General features: G+C 71.9%; 13 protein-coding genes. 2 read left to right on the forward strand and 11 right to left on the reverse strand.

Translation table 11 applies throughout. The features are described 5' to 3' along the window. Positions 1–246 precede the first annotated feature (246 nt). The 10 genes from VFZ20_RS20870 to VFZ20_RS20915 form a co-directional block, all read right to left on the reverse strand. A complete protein-coding gene (locus tag VFZ20_RS20870; RefSeq protein ID WP_349264114.1) occupies positions 247–1200 on the reverse strand; it encodes an MDR/zinc-dependent alcohol dehydrogenase-like family protein in 954 nt (317 codons plus the stop codon). Between the two features lie 264 nt (positions 1201–1464). Further along, positions 1465–2556 (reverse strand): SDR family NAD(P)-dependent oxidoreductase, encoded by a 1092-nt coding sequence (locus VFZ20_RS20875; RefSeq protein WP_329685878.1) that lies wholly within the window; start codon positions 2554–2556, stop codon positions 1465–1467. Positions 2557–2567: 11 nt separating this feature from the next. Beyond that, the gene (locus VFZ20_RS20880; RefSeq protein ID WP_329685879.1) at positions 2568–3695 is read right to left on the reverse strand and encodes an NAD-dependent epimerase/dehydratase family protein; all 1128 of its coding nucleotides are present in this window, start codon (positions 3693–3695) and stop codon (positions 2568–2570) included. Between the two features lie 322 nt (positions 3696–4017). Further along, on the reverse strand, positions 4018–4296 hold the full coding sequence (locus VFZ20_RS20885) for a hypothetical protein (RefSeq protein ID WP_329685880.1): 279 nt from the start codon (positions 4294–4296) through the stop codon (positions 4018–4020). A 326-nt stretch (positions 4297–4622) separates the two neighbouring features. Further along, positions 4623–5369, reverse strand: a complete 747-nt coding sequence (locus tag VFZ20_RS20890) for a hypothetical protein (protein WP_329685881.1) — start codon at positions 5367–5369, stop codon at positions 4623–4625. Positions 5370–5450: 81 nt separating this feature from the next. Then, positions 5451–5861, reverse strand: coding sequence for a tRNA (N6-threonylcarbamoyladenosine(37)-N6)-methyltransferase TrmO (tsaA, locus tag VFZ20_RS20895; protein ID WP_329685882.1), 411 nt, complete (start codon positions 5859–5861; stop codon positions 5451–5453). Between the two features lie 539 nt (positions 5862–6400). After that, the gene (locus tag VFZ20_RS20900; protein WP_329685883.1) at positions 6401–7846 is read right to left on the reverse strand and encodes an MBL fold metallo-hydrolase; all 1446 of its coding nucleotides are present in this window, start codon (positions 7844–7846) and stop codon (positions 6401–6403) included. Positions 7847–8327: 481 nt separating this feature from the next. Further along, positions 8328–8699 (reverse strand): VOC family protein, encoded by a 372-nt coding sequence (locus VFZ20_RS20905; protein WP_329685884.1) that lies wholly within the window; start codon positions 8697–8699, stop codon positions 8328–8330. Between the two features lie 18 nt (positions 8700–8717). Beyond that, positions 8718–9446, reverse strand: a complete 729-nt coding sequence (locus tag VFZ20_RS20910) for a hypothetical protein (RefSeq protein WP_329685885.1) — start codon at positions 9444–9446, stop codon at positions 8718–8720. Continuing rightward, positions 9446–10060: a hypothetical protein gene (locus VFZ20_RS20915; RefSeq protein WP_329685886.1), complete on the reverse strand. Its 615-nt coding sequence runs from the start codon at positions 10058–10060 to the stop codon at positions 9446–9448. The genes VFZ20_RS20910 and VFZ20_RS20915 overlap by 1 nt, the downstream gene beginning before the upstream one ends. Positions 10061–10309: 249 nt before the next feature. On the opposite strand from VFZ20_RS20915, the gene VFZ20_RS20920 reads away from it, so the two are divergent. Continuing rightward, positions 10310–10546, forward strand: coding sequence for a hypothetical protein (locus VFZ20_RS20920; protein ID WP_329685887.1), 237 nt, complete (start codon positions 10310–10312; stop codon positions 10544–10546). Positions 10547–10702: 156 nt separating this feature from the next. Then, a complete protein-coding gene (locus VFZ20_RS20925; RefSeq protein ID WP_329685888.1) occupies positions 10703–14710 on the forward strand; it encodes an amino acid adenylation domain-containing protein in 4008 nt (1335 codons plus the stop codon). A gap of 393 nt (positions 14711–15103) precedes the next feature. Here the strand turns inward: VFZ20_RS20925 and VFZ20_RS20930 are convergent. Further along, a partial coding sequence (locus VFZ20_RS20930; RefSeq protein WP_329685889.1) for a hypothetical protein occupies positions 15104–15524 on the reverse strand: 421 nt, incomplete at its 5' end.

Genomic DNA, 15524 nt, shown 5'->3' on the forward strand with positions numbered 1-15524 from the left:
CCGCTTCGCGGGGGAGGGGGAGAACGGCGTCACCGGGATGCAGGCTGCCCATCCGCTCGGGCCCACCTCCCTCCCCCACGCAGTTTGTGGGGGAGGGTCGGGGAGGGGGGCGCTCCGCCCGCGGCGAGTCTCCGCGCGGCGCTGCATTCCCTCACCCTGTCCGGATCCACTCCCGCACTAACGCACTCCCGCACTCCCGCACTCCCGCACTCCCGCACTCCCGCACTCCCGCACTCCCGCACTTCCCTACATCCGGACGAGCGCCTTCAGAAATCCGTCCGGGCGGTCGCGGGTGTCGTTTAGCGCCTGGTCCAGCTCGCCCAGCGCGTACGTGTGCGTGTACAGCGGCGTGGGGTCCAGCCGGCCGCTCGCGACGGCGTCCACCGCCATGCGGATCCCCTCGATGTACACCTCGGGATCGCGCTCGTGGGCGTTGATCACGTCCAGGCCGCGCCAGTTCCACATCTGCATGTTCACCTGGCGCGGTCCGTCCTGGTGGTAGCCCGCGATGATCAGCCGGCCCCGCTCCCTGGTGATCTCGGCCGCCAGGTCCAGCGGCCACTGCTTGCCCACCGCCTCGATCACCCGGTCCGCCAGCACGCCGCCCGTGAGCTCCTTCACCTTTTCGATGATGGCCCAGTGGTCGTCCATGGCAATGACCTCGTCCGCGCCCATCTCCCGCGCCACGTCCAGCGAGAACGGGCGGCGGCTGATGGCGATCACCCGCGCGCCGGCATCCTTCGCGAGACGCGTCAGCAAGGCGCCCAGGAAGCCGATGCCCACGATGGCCACCGTCTGCCCCGCCTGGATGTCGCTGCGGCGAAAGATGTTCATGGCGCAGCCCAGCGGCTCGCCCGGGAACGGCTTGCCCGCCAGCGACGCCGGCAGCCTGACGGTGGCCGACGCGTCGGCCAGGTCATACTCGGCATAGGCGTTGTACGAGAGGGCCGCCACGGGGTCGCCCACGGCGAACCCCTCCACGCCCTCGCCCACGGCGTCGATCACGCCCCACCCCTCGTGCCCCAGCGCGCCGGGATCCGTGGGGTACTTCATCCACTCCGCGCCCCCCCAGGGCGTCAGGTTGCTGGCGCAGACGCCGCAGCCTTCCATGCGGATGCGCACCTGCCCGGGGCCGGGCTCGGGAAGGGCTACCTCGTCGATGGTGATCTGCCCCGGGGCCGCCAGCCGCGCCGCCCCCATGGTGGCCGTGGCGGTCAGTGTCTCGCGTGCGTCCAGCGTATCGAACGTCATTCCCGATCGTGCCTCAGAGGTCCAGTCGCCGCCGCTCCGGACGAGCGGCGGCCATCATCTCCTGCTCCACCGCGCCTCGCGGCGTTTGCATCTCCGCCGAGCGTCCACCACGTCCGTAACACCAGCATCAGAAATCGGCCCGGTGTAACGGGAAGTCACCAAAGCCCCTCACGTGAAGGACAAAAAAACGGGCGTGCCGCGACGTTCCGTCCTTCAGTCCGCGCCCACGGCCTGCAGGTGCTCCACGGGCGCCGCGTCGTCCAGGCCCGGCACCACGGGCGTGGCCAGCGACGCCTCGTGCAGCCAGTCCACCAGCTTTTCCAGCCCGGCCTTCCACGAGGTGCGCGGCTTCCAGTCCAGCACCCGCTCGATCTTGCTCGTGTCGCTCACGTAGATGCGCTGGTCGCCCGGGCGCCAGTCGGCCGTGTGCACGGGCACGTCGCGGCCCGTGACGTCCTTGAGCCGGTCGATTACCCCGCGCACGGTCACGGCGTTGCCCGCGCCGCCTCCCACGTTGAACACCTCGCCCGCCACCGTGTCGATGCGGTCCATGGCACGGCGCATGGCGTCCACCAGGTCGTCGATCCACAGGATGTCGCGCACCTGGAACCCGTCGCCATAGATGGTGATGGGCTCCCGGCCGTACAGGGCGCGGCCAAAGTGCGCCACCCACCCCTGGTCCTCCGTGCCGAACTGCCGGGTGCCGTAGATGCAGCTCATCCGGAAGACGACGGTGGGCAGGCCGTAGATGCGGGCGTAGTCGTGGACGTACTGGTCCGCCGCGCCCTTGCTGCACCCGTACGGCGAATGGAAGTCCAGCCGCGCGTCCTCGCTGATGCCGCTTCGCCCGTCCGCGTAGCGGTACGCGTCGCCGGCCAGCTCCACGGCCACGTCGTCCATCCCCCCGTAGACCTTGTTGGTCGACGTGAAGAGGACGGCGGGCGGATTGAGCATCGTCCGCGCGGCCTCCAGCACGTTGAACGTGCCGATGACGTTGGTCTGCATGTCGGTCAGCGGGTCGGTGACCGACGTGGTCACGGCCACCTGGGCCGCCAGGTGAAACACCTGCTTGCTCTGCCGCACGAGCGCCGCGATGCGCGCGGCGTCGCGCACGTCCACCTGCTCGATGCGCACGCGGTCGCCGTGGTTGGCCTTGAGCCAGGCGGCGTTTCGCCGGACGCCGTCCCGCGAGAAGTTGTCGGCCACGATCACGCGCTCGCCCTCGCGCAGGAGGGCGTGGGCCAGGTTGCTGCCCACGAAGCCGGCCCCGCCGGTGATCAGGATGTGGTCGCGCTTGCCCTTCATCGTCTCCCCCCTCACAGCGTGAGTCCGCGCGCGGCCAGCTCGGCCGCGTGCGTTTCCACATGATCCTCCGGCCGCTCCTGCTCCTGCAGCCACCCCACCAGCTCCTGCATGCCTTCCTCGAACGTCACCCGCGGCTCGTAGCCCAGCACCTCGCGGGCGAGCGAGATGTCGCTGAAGCAGTGGCGGATGTCGCCCACGCGGTACTTGCCCGTGACCTGCGCCTCCACGTCCGTGCCCAGCACGCCGGCCAGCGTGGCCGCCACCTCGCGCACCGTCACGGCGCGCCCGCTGCCCACGTTGAACGCCTTGCCCACGGCCGCCTCTTCCTGCGCGGACAGCAGCAGGGCCTGCACGATGTCGTGCACGGAAACGAAGTCGCGCTTTTGCTCGCCGTCCTCGAAGATCAGCGGCGGCTGGCCGTTGAGCAGCCGGCTGCTGAAGATGGCCGCCACGCCCGTGTAGGGGTTGGACAGCGCCTGGCGCGGGCCGTAGATGTTGAAGAAGCGCAGCGCCACGCTGGGGATGCCGTACGCGGCCCCCACCATCAGCACCATCTTTTCCTGGTCGGCCTTGGTGAGCGCGTAGATGCTGGTGGGGTCCAGGGGCTTGCCCTCGTCCGTGGGCGCCGGCACGAGCTCCGTGCCGTCCACGTCGCGGGGGTTCCACTGGTCGTTCTTCAGCTGCTCGGCCGTGCGCAGGACGGCCGTGGGCTCGCCGCCACCGGGGCGGGTGTAGCGCCCCTCGCCGTAGATGGACATGGACGAGGCCACAACGAGCTTTTCCACGCTGCCGCGGTCGTCCACCAGGGCCTGCAGCAGGTGGCCCGTGCCCAGCGTGTTGACGGCGGTGTAGTCGGCGATCTGGTACATGCTCTGGCCCACGCCCACGGCGGCGGCCAGGTGGTACACCACGTCGGTGTCACGGAGGCTTTGGCGGACGGCGTCCGCGTCGCGCATGTCGCCGACGATCATCTCCGCGTCGTCGGGCACCCAGGCGGGTTTGCGCCGGTCGGGGCCGTGCACCTGCGGATCAAGGTTGTCCAGGATGCGCACCCGGTCGCCGCGCGCCAGCAGCGCGTCCACCAGGTGGCTGCCCACGAACCCCGCCCCTCCCGTCACCAGCACTCTCCGAGCCGACACTCAACACCTCCGTGTTGCGGTGATCCCACCGTTCCCCGGCGCGCCGCCACGCAGCCGGCGGGCGCGCCGAATCTTCTTCCCTCGCACCAGTCCCTCTGCATGCGAGGGACGGGACCTCAGATCGTCCAATCCGTCCGTAACACCAGCCCCACAAAGCGCACTCGTGTTACGAAACGGCTCCAGTTACGCGCCTGCAAGCGACAAGGGGGACCGGATTCCGATCCCCCGCACCGCGGGATTTACCCGGCGACGACCAGCCCGCACCCGCGGCGGGTGCGGCGGCACGCGGACGTGCCCAGCGGCGGACAACCGCGCGTGTCCGTCACGCCCGCACCAGGCCCAGCCGCTGGTCGTAGCCGGGGTCCCAGCGGTCCATCCGCCCGTTCACCTCGTCGGCGGGCACGCCGCTCACCAGGCGCTGCGCCAGGCGCACGCCCAGCCGGCGCTCCTGCGTGCGCAGGTACTCGCCGGCGCGGCCGCGCTCCAGGTGCTCGGCGGCTTCCATCTCCAGGGCGAACGCCAGCCGGTCCAGATCGGTAAAGATCCGGCCGCGCAGGTCCATGTCCGGGACCGCGTCCGTAGCCGCCGTGGCGTCGCTCATCTTCTTTGTAGAACGGGAGTTGCCGTGAGACCGCACGTCCGGGAGCCCGCGCCGGGGCACGGTTTTCGGAAATCCTACTTAGATGCCAAGCAAGGTGTGTGCCGTGAACATTCGCGGCAACGCAGGCGCGAGCGGGGCCGGAGGGTCCGGTCCGCTCGGGAGAGGGGGGCCGGAACTCGTGCAAGTTTGGGCCCGCCGGGTGTACAAAGCGCCGCACTCGTTTCTACGGCTTCTCACGCACTGGCGCGTGGAACGCAGCGTACCCCGGCTCCACGCGGAACCGGGGTACGCCGCGTCGATGCGGAATGCCTTTCGCCGGCTTCGGCTCAGGGCAGGCGCAGCAGGTCGGCCAGGGGGTCCGCGGGCTCCGGCTCGGGCAGGTCCAGCCGGGTGCCGTCGGCGAAAAGGATGGTGCGCGGCTCCCAGGTAACCTTGAGCTTCTCGAAGTCCGTGGCGTACAGCCGCGCCTCGCGGTCGATGTACGGGTTGATCTCGTAAAAGCGCTCCACCGTGGCGCGCGCGCCCGGCGCCAGCGCGTCGTCGTGCTTGAACTCCAGGCCGATGACCGGGTCGTCGAACAGGTCGCGCACCACCAGCCGGCCCTTGATCCCCGCGATGGGCCGGTCGCCCGTGTTGGACACCGCCACCGACAGCGCGGCGTGGTCGCTGAAGCGCATGGCCTCGGTGCTGCGCGGGTGCTTGCGCTTGCCCGTCACCGTCACGGATGCCAGGGCGCGCGCCCGGGCCAGCTCCGCGTCGCGCCGCTGCCGGGCGGCCTCGCGCTCGCGCTTCTCCTTGTCGCGGCGAAGGGAGTCCTCGCGCGCGTACAGCCGCTGCGCCTCGATGGCCTCGCCCACGGTGACGTCGGGGTCGAAGAAGTTGGCCGTCGTGTCGCCCTTCTGCATCCGGGCGAAGGCCGTGCGGGCCATGTAGTCCGCCAGCAGGCCGCGGTCGCGCTCGGTCAGGTCCGTGGATTCTCGGACGCGCTCCAGCGTGCTCTCGGTGAGGGGCTCGTCCTTGATGGTGCCGCAGGCGGCCAGTGCCACGAGCGCGGCGATGAACAGTCGGCGCATGAAGTTACCGTGCGTGGGTGGGAGGTACGGCGTGGGATGGGAAGGGTAGCGGGTCGCGGCGGGGAACGCCAGTTCCGCGATCTACCGCTCGGTGGCGGAGAGGGTCGGCTTGAGGTCCAGGATGGGCGTTCCGTGCACCGCCTCCAGCCCGTCGACGTGCACGCGCACTCCGTCGACCGCCAGGACGCGCACGCGGTGCAGGCCGATGGGATTGGGCCGGTCCGCCGAGCGCGTGCTGAACACGCCCGTCAGCGGCCGCGACGGGTCGTCGCGGGGGTGCACGTGCAGCACCGCGCGGTCTGCCCGGTGCAGCCAGGTGAGGACGATGATCTCGTCGCCCGGCGCGAGGTTGGCGAGCCCGTCGCGCACGTCGTCGCGCAGGACGAGCCACGCGTCCGGCGCGCCCTCGCTCCCCTGCTTGGGCGCGAGCCCCGGCTCCGTCAGCCGCGACTCCACGCGCCCGATGATCGTCAGCGTCGGATTCTCGTCCATCCTGTGTTCGTTATTGAGGTTCGATCCTCGCCGCCCCGCACGAGCGTCATCCTGAGGAGCCGCCACGCGGACCTTGAACGAGCACGATCCGTGGCGGCGACGAAGGATCTTGCCTGCGAGACTCGGCGCCAGCCTTCGTGCGCGGACCTCACCTGCGTTCCGTCCCGCGCTGTCATTCTGAGCGACCGAGGCGCCGTCGGGGTTTGTCCCCTTCACAAACGCGTCCGGCGCCGACCGAGCGAAGAATCTGGTTGCCGGAGTGCGTGATCCCGCCCGCGCGCTGAGTTCCACGCGAGGGGGTCGTGCACGGGCGGGTTCCGTGCGCGGCGCGACCCGATTCTTCGGCCGCGCGACGCATCGTGCACCGGCACCGTTTCGCGCCGCGCGACCTCAGAATGACAGCATGGGACGCATCACGTCGTCGCGATAACGGTCGACGTTCTTCCATCAGCGCCGCGCGATGGGGGTATCACGTCGTCGCGGATCAACGGAAAAGAGGCGGACCGGGCGGCCCGCCTCTTCGCATCCGCCGGACCGGCTCAGGCCGGGACGGGCTCGCCCTTTTCCACGGGGCGGCCGGCGGCGGTCCAGCCGGCGTAGTCGCCGGCCAGGTGCCGCACGTCGTCGAACCCGCGCGCGGCCAGCAGGCTCGCGGCCACCCCCGCCCGCGCCCCCGACTGGCAGTGGATCACCAGCGTGCGCCCACGCGGCAGCTCATCCACCCGCTCCGCCAGGCGCCCCAGCGGCAGGTTCACCGCGCCGGGCAGGTGCCCCGCCGCGAATTCCGACGAGTTGCGCACGTCCACCAGCTCCGCGCCCGACGCGAGCGCGTCATCCAGCCCGTCCGGCTGCACGTCCGGCACCTCGCCCGCCCGTCCCGCGTCCGCCACGGCGCCGTCGATGGCAGACGCCGCGAACCAGCCCGCCACGCGGTCCAGCCCGATCATCGCCAGGCTGCGCGCGGCGTCGGCCATGCGGTCGTCGTCCGCGCCGGCGGGGGCCAGCAGATGGAAGTCGCGGTCGTACGACAGCACGGAGCCCGCCCACGTGGGAAAGCTCTTGCCCAGCGGAACGCTCAGCGTGCCGGGCACGTGCCGCCGCGCGAACTCCGGCGCGGGGCGCGCATCCACCACCACGCCGCCGTCCGCCAGCACCCGCGCCAGCTCCGCGTCCGGCAGGCGCGCGGGGCGCGGCAGGCTTCCCAGCACGCGCGGGCCCTCGCGGTTCATCCGCTTCATCTCGGCAAAGTACATGGGCGGCTCCGGCTGGCCGGCCAGCACCTCCGCCACGAACGCCGCCTCGTCCGTCTCCGCCAGGCCGCGGTTGAACAGCACCTCGTACCCCAGCGTCGTCGTCGGCACGGCGCCCAGCGACTTGCCGCACGCGCTGCCGGCGCCGTGGCCCGGCCACAGCTGCACCCAGTCCGGCAGCGTGGCCTTAAAGCGCCGCAGCGACGCGAAGAGCTGCCGCGCGCCCGCTTCCATGGTCCCCTGCAGGTGGACGGCACGCTCCAGCAGGTCCGGCCGGCCCACGGCGCCCACGAAGATGAAGTCGCCCGTGAACACGCCCATGGGCCGGTCCGCCGCCGCCGTGTCGGTGATGACGAAGCACAGGTGCTCGGGCGTGTGCCCCGGCGTGTGCATCACCTCCACGCGCACGTTGCCGATGCGGAACGTGTCGCCGTCGCGCAGCAGCGTGGCGCCGTCTTCCGACGCGTACGTGTACTGCCACTCCGCGCCGCCCTCGGCGCTCAGCAGCAGCCGCGCGCCCGTGGCCGCGGCCAGCTCGCGCGCGCCCGAGACGAAGTCGGCGTGGATGTGCGTCTCGGTCACGTGCGTCACGCGCAGCCCTTCGCGCTTTGCGGTGTCGATGTACTGCGCCACGTCGCGGCTGGGGTCCACGACGAGCGCCTCGCCCGTGGCCGCGCATCCCACCAGGTAGCTGGCCTGCGCCAGGGCGTCGTCGTAGAAGCGTTGCAGGAACATCGGCGTTGTCTCGATGTGTAAGCGGCGCCGGGGCCGGCAGATGCGACAAGAACCGCGCGGGAAGGGTAACGCGGAAGTGACGCGAGGGCAATCGGCTCCGCACGCGCCGTTTCGTCCACGAGCCGCGGTTCTCGCCGCCAGAATCCGCATCGGACAAGCACGCCGGGGCGTCCATCCGCGGCAGCCTTTTACGGATCGCGATCAGGTGGATGATGCGCTCCGGCGGATTCCATCTCTCGTCGCCGCGATCATGCCTTTTCGAAAAAACGCGGATGCCGTCCCCTCGCCGAAAGCAGCCTCGCTACCAAGGGACGCCGTCATCCTGCTGGTTCCATCCGGTCCGCGACCGGCCGTCGCGTCGGCAGAATCCCTGCGCTTCCAACCTCCCCCAGCAGTTTTGGGGGAGGTGGGCGAGCTCCGCGAGCCCGGAGGGGGCGTCCGCTCGAACCCTGCCGAAACGCGCGGACCCGAATGCCCCCAATCAACCGTTCCCGATCGGCTCCATCAGCTCGATGCGGTTGCCGAACGGGTCGGTGACGTACACGCGGTCGTAGCCGGGCAGGTTGGCATCGTGCGTCACCTCGTAGCCGGCCGCCTCGCAGACGGACACCAGCTCCCCCAAGCCGTCCACGAGCAGTGCCGGATGCGCCTTCCGCGCGGGCCGAATGTCATCCTCCACCCCGAGGTGCAGCTGCAGCGAGCCGCCCGCGAACCACACGCCACCGCGCGCGGCGAGCGCAGGCGGCTTGGCGACTTCCGTGAGGCCCAGCACGTCCCGGTAGAAGGAGCGCGCCTGGTCTTCCAGGCCCCTGGGCATGGCGAGCTGTACGTGGTCCAGTGCGTAGACGCGCATGGTGGTCTGGTGGTCCGGTTACGAGTCCAGGTGGCCCCACAGGTCCTCGGGCGGCGTGAGATCCCCGTCCGGCCACCAGCGCGGGTCCAGCGACAAGCCCGGCCGGGGATTTCCCCGGGGATCCACCTCCGGTACGTATTCGGAAAAGAGGCGGTAGAACGTACGCATCCGCCGATACGCCACCATGCCCGATTCCAGCAGGTCCGGCTCGGGGGGCGGCGCCTGTCCCTTCGATCCACCACGGGAATGCGCGGAGTCCGGCGGCAGTTCCGGAAAGCCCCGCAGCTCCCTGGCCTTGGGGTGCACCAGCGCGTTCCGCCGATCGAACAGCGCACGCACGGTACGCCAGAGCTCGGAATCCCTCTCCAGCTCTACACCGTCGCAGAGCGCCAGCAGCAGCGAGAGCTTTTCCGTGACGCCCACCATCTGCAGGTTGGCCCGGAAGAAGTCCTCTCCGAGCCGCACAACACCATAGAAGTTGATGAACGCTTCGACGCTCATCGTGGAATAGATTTCCACCGCGGTCGCGAGTGCCGTGCCATGCTCGCGCGTTCCGGCCAGCTTGTGCCGGGCCAGTCCTCGTGGATCACCAGCGGCAATCATGGCGTCGAACTCGCGCCGATAGCGGGTGTGAAGCCGGCGCAGCTGCCACAGTGCCCCGGCAGCGGCACGGCGGTGGGCACGGTGAAACTGGATCCACGAGCCGGACCGGTGAAACGGCCGAACCACCCTGCTCTGCTCCATCATCAAAGCGGTACGTGGAAAGCGGGTCCGAGTTGCGCCAGCCAGGCCGGATAGCTGGCCTGCAGGCCGTCGCCCAGCCGGGGCGGACGGCGCGTGGCGAGAAGTGCGGTGGTGGCGCGCAGGCTGTCGGTCAGCGTCCGCGGCGGTCCGAACGACTCGAAGCCGAGCGTCCACCACACGTCGCCGTTCACCGTCACGCGCGTGAGCTCCACGTTGCAGCCGACGGGCGGCGCCGGGCTTCCCGGCCGCATCTCCACCGGCTCCGCCCCGCCGGTTTCGAACGTCCGCAGCCGTCGGGCCTTGTGCGTGGTCACGGACGCGGCGAAGTCCAGCCCCCGCGCGCGCACCTTGGTCCAGGTCTCCGCCGGCCCCACGAACGGCGGCGCGGCCACACCGTCCCGGATTACCGACACGAGCGCCTTGACCTCCACCTCTTCGTTCCCGCCGCGACGCTTGATCCCCAGCTCCGTCTGCCCCGGATCGCGGAGGTAGACGTCGGCGCGCGCCTCCTCGTCGCCCGCCGGGCAACCGTGCGCGTCCGCGTCGCGGAACCACGCCTCCAGGCCCCCCGGCGGCTCGTCGCGCCAGAACCAGCGGACCTCCGCGGACACGCGCATCCGTTTCGCTCCCGGTGAGTGGTTCGCTACACCGCGCCGACGGCCGGTGGAATGTCGCTATGTAGACGCCCGGATCCAGGCGCCGCAAGGGGCCGGCGGGACGCGGCGCCCCCTCCACACGGCTTTCGGCGCGAACGCACCGTACGCGACCATTGCGCGCCATCCTTTTAACACCATAATTGCCTGATGCAGTTATTGTGTGGCCGATTTTGGCCGCGCATCCCTCATCCATCCGCAAGGAGACCGCTCATGTCCAAAGCCAGGCAGACACTCCTGGGCCGGCTCACCTTCAGCGCGCTGGTCGCGGCATCGCTCACGTTTGGTGGCGCGCAAGCGCTCTCCGGGTCCAGCAAGGTGGCCGGGTACACCTGCACCACCCAGCCCTACGACCCGGGCTGCGCCAACTACTGCCTGCAGCAGTATCCGCTCAACGGTGGCGAGCACGCCTGCGTTGGCCTCGCCAAGAACTGCGTCTGCGTGCAGTAGCGGTCGATCGCGGACGGGAGATAGAACGGGCCGGCTTCCACCAGCGAGGCCGGCCCGTTTCGCTTTCCGCCACCGTGCGGCTTGTGATGAACCGCCCAGCGGATGCATCTTTAGGCCCGCTCGAATTCCCCCCGCCGTTCTCCCCGCCGTGCCCCCATGTCCGACCTCCGCGACCGCATCGCCGGGCTGTCCCCCGCCAAGCGCCTGCTGCTGGAAAAGCTGCGCATCAGCACCGCGCGCGCGTCCACGCCCGCCGAGATCCCGCGCCGCGACGGGGCCGCGGGGCCGCTGTCGTGGGAGCAGCGCCGCCTGTGGTTCATGCACCGGCTGGCGCCCGGCGCCGCGTACACCATCCCCCTCGCCTTTCGCCTGACGGGAACGCTCGATTCCCACGCGCTTGCCGCCGCCGTGCGCACCCTCGTCCACCGGCACCAGGCGCTGCGGCTGGCGCTCCGCGAGGTGGACGGCGAGCCCGCGCAGGAGTCCGGCCCGGCCGATCGCGTCCCCATCGACGTCGTTTCGCTGGGTGATTCAGCTGATTCGGACGATGCGGATGCGCGGATGGCGGCGTTCTTCGCGCGGGGCTTCGACCTGACGCGCGAGCCGCCCTTCCGCGCGATGGTGATGCGCGTCAGCCACGACGTGCACGTGCTGGCGATGGCGCTGCACCACGTGGCCTCCGACGGCGCGTCCACGCCCGTGCTGATGCGCGAGCTGTCCGCGCTCTACGCCGCCATGGTCGACGGGCGGGACGCGCATCTGCCCGAGCCGCCGCTGCAGCTGCCGGACTTTGCCGCGTGGCAGCGCGAGCAGGACGAAGTGGCAGAGGACGCCGCGTGGTGGCGCCAAACGCTGGCCGGCGCGCCGCACGTGCTGGAGGTGCCGCCGGATCACCCGCGTCCGCCCGCGCAGACGTTCGGCGGGAGCCGTGTGACGTTCACACTGGCGGCGGATGCGTCGCGGGCCGTGCACGCGCGGGCCGCGGCGGAGCAGGCCAGCCTGTTCAGCGTGCTGGCGGCCGCGCTGGCCGCCGTGCTCCACCGCGCCACGGGCGAGGATGACCTGCTGATCGGCACGGTGGTGGCCAACCGGGACGTGCCGGGCGCGGACGCCGCCGTCGGCTTCTTCGCGAACACGGTGCCCCTGCGCATCCGCACGGAACCCGACACCACGCCGCGCGCGCTCATCGCCGCGGCGCGAACGGTGGTGGCCGCGGCGCAGGACCACGCGCGCGTGCCGTTCGACCGCATCGTGGAGGCGGCGGAGGTGCGGCGCGACGCCAGCCGGCCGCCCCTGCTGCAGGTGATGATCTCGCTGGACCCCGCGGAGGAAGAGGCGCTGCGCCTGCCCGGCGTCCGCGTGGAGCGCATGGGCGTGGACACGGGTGCGTCGCCGTTCGACCTGACGTTCGCGCTGGTGGACGCGCCCGACGGCATCCGCGGCGAGATCCAGTACCGCACCGATCTCTATGAGACAGCGACGGTCCAGCGCCTGGCCGCGCGCTTCTCCGCCGTCCTGCGGGCCTTTGCGGACCAGCCTGCGACGCCCCTCGTCGACCTGCCGCTGGTGAGGGATTCGGAGCGGCAGGTGCTCGCGGAATGGAGCCGATCGGCCGATGCGCCGGCGGACGGCAGCCCGCTCGCGCTGATCGAGGCGCAGGCGCGCGCCACGCCCGACGCGCTCGCCGTCGCCTGGGCGGACCAGGCGGTATCGTACGCGGAGCTCGACCGCCGCGCCAACCGCGTCGCGCATCACCTCCTCCGCCACGGCATCGACGGCGAGGCGCGCGTCGGCGTGCTGATGGAGCGCACGCCGGCCATGGTCGCCGCGTTCCTGGGCGCGTGGAAGGCGGGCGCCGCGTACGTGCCGCTGGACCCGCGCAATCCGCCCGCGCGGCTGCAATCCATGCTGCGCGCATCCGGCGCCACCGTCGTCCTCGTGGACCGCGCGCACGCCGGGCGGCTGGCATCCGCCGGCATCGCGGAGATCACCATCGAATCCGTTCCCGCCGCGCCAGGCACCGCGGACGCTCCGCCGGTCCGCGTCGACGCGGATTCCATCGCGTGCGTCATCTTCACCTCCGGCTCCACCGGCGGGCCGAAAGGGGTGGAGATCCGCCACGGCGGGATCTTCGCGCTCATGCACTGGCTGCGCGCGCGGCTGTCCCCATCGGAGCGGTCGGCGGTACTCGCTGCGTCCGCCGTGGGCTTCGACGTGACGATGGCGGAGCTGTGGGGCACGCTGTGCTGGGGCGGCGCCGTCGTGCTGGCGGACGACGCGCTCGCCGCGCCCGTCCGCCCCGTCCGCACGGCGTGCATGGTCCCCAGCGTCGCCGCGGAGCTGCTGCGCGCGGACCGGCTTCCCGCCGGCGTCCGCACGCTCATGCTGGGCGGCGAACCCCTGGCGCCGCGGCTGACGGCGGAGCTGCACCGCCGCGTTCCGGGCATCCGCCTCCTCAACCTCTACGGGCCGACGGAGTGTACCGTCTACGCGACGTGGGAAGAGGTCGCGCCGGATGCATCCACCGTCCACATTGGCCGGCCGACGGCGGGCATGCGCGCGTACGTGCTGGACGCACGGCTGCGCCCGTGCGGCGTGGGCGAGCCGGGCGAGCTGTGGCTGGGCGGCACGGGCGTGGCGCGCGGGTACGCCGGCCGCCCCGCGCTCACGGCCGAGCGCTTCGTCCCCGATCCGCACGGGCCGCCGGGCGCACGGATGTACCGCACGCTGGACCGTGCCCGATTCCGCGGCGACGGCACGCTGGAGTACCGTGGCCGCGGCGACGCGCAGGTCAAGGTGCGCGGCGTGCGCATCGAGCCCGGCGAGGTGGAAGCGGCCCTCCGCGCCCATCCCGCCCTCCGCGAGGCCGCCGTCACCCTCCATGGCGAAGGGGATGCGAAGCAGCTCGTGGCCTACGTGGTCGCGGACGACGCGCATCCATTCCCGCCCCCGGCAGAGTTGCGCGCGTTCCTCCGCGAGCGGCTGCTGGAGGCGATGGTCCCCGCCGCGTTCGTCCCCATTGACGCGCTGCCGCGCACGTCCAGCGGCAAGCTCGATCGCCGCCGCCTCCCCGCCCCGCCGTCCGCGGACCCCGATGCCGACGCGGCCGGCTACGTGGCGCCGCGAAACGCCACGGAAGCCGCCATCGCGGAGGCGTGGCGGGAGGTGCTGGGCGTGGAACGCGTGGGCATCCACGACGACTTCTTCGCGCTGGGCGGCCACTCGCTGCTCGCGCTCCGCCTGCTGGCGCGCGTGCGCGACGCCCTTCGCGTGGAGCTGTCCGTGGCGGCGCTCCTGCAGGGGCCCACGGTGGCGCAGATGGCGCGGGCGACCACGGAGGGCGCGTCACGGGTGCGGCTCCCCGTCGTGGCGCTGCAGCGGCAGGGCGCGGCGCGGCCCCTGTTCCTGGTGCACGCGGGCGGCGGACACCTGGTGTGCTATCACCAGCTGGCGCAGCAGCTTGCGCCAGACCAGCCGCTGTACGGCCTTCAGGCGCGCGGCCTGGACGACGGGCTGGAGCCGCTGCAGGGCGTGCGCGCGATGGCGGAATACTACCTGGACGGCGTGCACCGCGCGCAGCCGGACGGCCCGTATCGCCTGGGCGGATGGTCGTACGGCGGGATGGTGGCGTGGGAGATGGCGCGGATGATCCGGGCGGACGGCGGCGCGGTGGAGCTGCTGGCCATGGTCGACACGCTGCGCCCGGAGACGCGCGGCGCGCCGGGGCTGGCGCTGGACCACGCGGCCGTGCTGCGGCGCGTGCTGACGGACATCTTCGGCTGGGGGGGCACCGCGTCCGTCACCGTCGAGGCGCTGCGGCAGATGGAGCCCGGCGCGCAGCTTCGGTACGCGGCGCGGCGGGTTGGCCCGCGCGTGCTGCCGGAGGAGCGGCTGCCGGAGATCGCGGCGCTCACGCGGGTGCGGATGGCCAACCACAACGCGCTGGTGGACTTCGAGCCGCGGCCGTACGACGGGCGGCTGACGTACTTCCGCAGCCGCGGCTCGGCGAGCCTGGCGTCGGCGGACGAGACGCTGCGGTACTGGGGGCGGATGGCGGGGAGCGTTGGGCTGCACGAGGTGGCCGGCGCGCACGGCACCCTCCTGGACCGTCCCCACGTCGACACGCTCGCCGACGCGCTTCGGCGGGTGATCGCCGCGCTGTAGAAGCGGTACGAGGGTACGAAGGGGAGGGGTACGCGGGTACGATCACGAGTACTGAAGTGACCTGCACGCGGGCAGCCACCCAGCCCGGCGATTGAAATCGCGGCACCGAAAACGTGATGTCGGCCTTCGCCGACCGTTCATCCGAGGGCCGTCGGGATGCACCGGAGGCGCGGTCGCGTGGCCGGAACGCCGCGCCCACGCACGAATTCCGCCCGAAGCAGTTGAAGCCCTGTTCGCAGAGCGCGTCAGCGCGAGACAGGGCTTATCGCTTTCCCAGCGGCGGGTTTACCCGCTCAGGCCCGGGCCCGGCTCCCGTGCTTGATGGCGACGATGGCGCTTGACGGCATCGTGCTCGAGCCGTCCTCGACTCCTCCTCGAGCACGCTCCTCCCCCTCACCCGCCCTCCCGCTGCCGAGCGTTGCGCAGGCCGCGGATGCTCACCAGCTCGGCGCGCTCCAGCAGGCGGTCCAGCACGCCCAGCGCATCGTCCACGTCGACGGGCGCGGCGCGGGCGACTTCCTCGCGGACGAGCGGGCCCACCACCTCGCGCAGCAGCCGGAACTCGCGCGCCAGGTGCTCCTCGTTCCACCCCAGCCGCGCGCGCTGGGCGCCGTGTCGGTCCGCCACCAGCCGCTGGATCTCCGTGCCGTCGCGCATGAGCTCCGGCTCGCCGCCGCCCTCGTCCAGCACCACCAGCGCCAGACCGATGTCCACCAGGAACGTGGCCGTGTGGTTCTCCAGCTGCACGCGGTCCGTCCGCCCCGCGTGGGGCACCAGCGGGTCCTCGCGCAGGCGCTGGCCCAGCGTGGCCACG

This window comes from Longimicrobium sp. (assembly GCF_036280135.1).
In the GTDB taxonomy this organism is placed as follows: Bacteria; Gemmatimonadota; Gemmatimonadetes; order Longimicrobiales; family Longimicrobiaceae; genus Longimicrobium.

What these genes read in the sequence shown, in the direction of transcription:
- VFZ20_RS20870 (WP_349264114.1), bottom strand. Translation starts at nt 1,200, where the DNA reads ATGGGGGCGGCGCGGCTGGCGGCCCCGGGGCAGATCACCATCGACGAG.
- VFZ20_RS20875 (WP_329685878.1), bottom strand. Translation starts at nt 2,556, where the DNA reads ATGAAGGGCAAGCGCGACCACATCCTGATCACCGGCGGGGCCGGCTTC.
- VFZ20_RS20885 (WP_329685880.1), bottom strand. Translation starts at nt 4,296, where the DNA reads ATGAGCGACGCCACGGCGGCTACGGACGCGGTCCCGGACATGGACCTG.
- VFZ20_RS20890 (WP_329685881.1), bottom strand. Translation starts at nt 5,369, where the DNA reads ATGCGCCGACTGTTCATCGCCGCGCTCGTGGCACTGGCCGCCTGCGGC.
- tsaA (WP_329685882.1), bottom strand. Translation starts at nt 5,861, where the DNA reads ATGGACGAGAATCCGACGCTGACGATCATCGGGCGCGTGGAGTCGCGG.
- VFZ20_RS20900 (WP_329685883.1), bottom strand. Translation starts at nt 7,846, where the DNA reads ATGTTCCTGCAACGCTTCTACGACGACGCCCTGGCGCAGGCCAGCTAC.
- VFZ20_RS20905 (WP_329685884.1), bottom strand. Translation starts at nt 8,699, where the DNA reads ATGCGCGTCTACGCACTGGACCACGTACAGCTCGCCATGCCCAGGGGC.
- VFZ20_RS20910 (WP_329685885.1), bottom strand. Translation starts at nt 9,446, where the DNA reads ATGATGGAGCAGAGCAGGGTGGTTCGGCCGTTTCACCGGTCCGGCTCG.
- VFZ20_RS20915 (WP_329685886.1), bottom strand. Translation starts at nt 10,060, where the DNA reads ATGCGCGTGTCCGCGGAGGTCCGCTGGTTCTGGCGCGACGAGCCGCCG.
- VFZ20_RS20920 (WP_329685887.1), top strand. Translation starts at nt 10,310, where the DNA reads ATGTCCAAAGCCAGGCAGACACTCCTGGGCCGGCTCACCTTCAGCGCG.
- VFZ20_RS20925 (WP_329685888.1), top strand. Translation starts at nt 10,703, where the DNA reads ATGTCCGACCTCCGCGACCGCATCGCCGGGCTGTCCCCCGCCAAGCGC.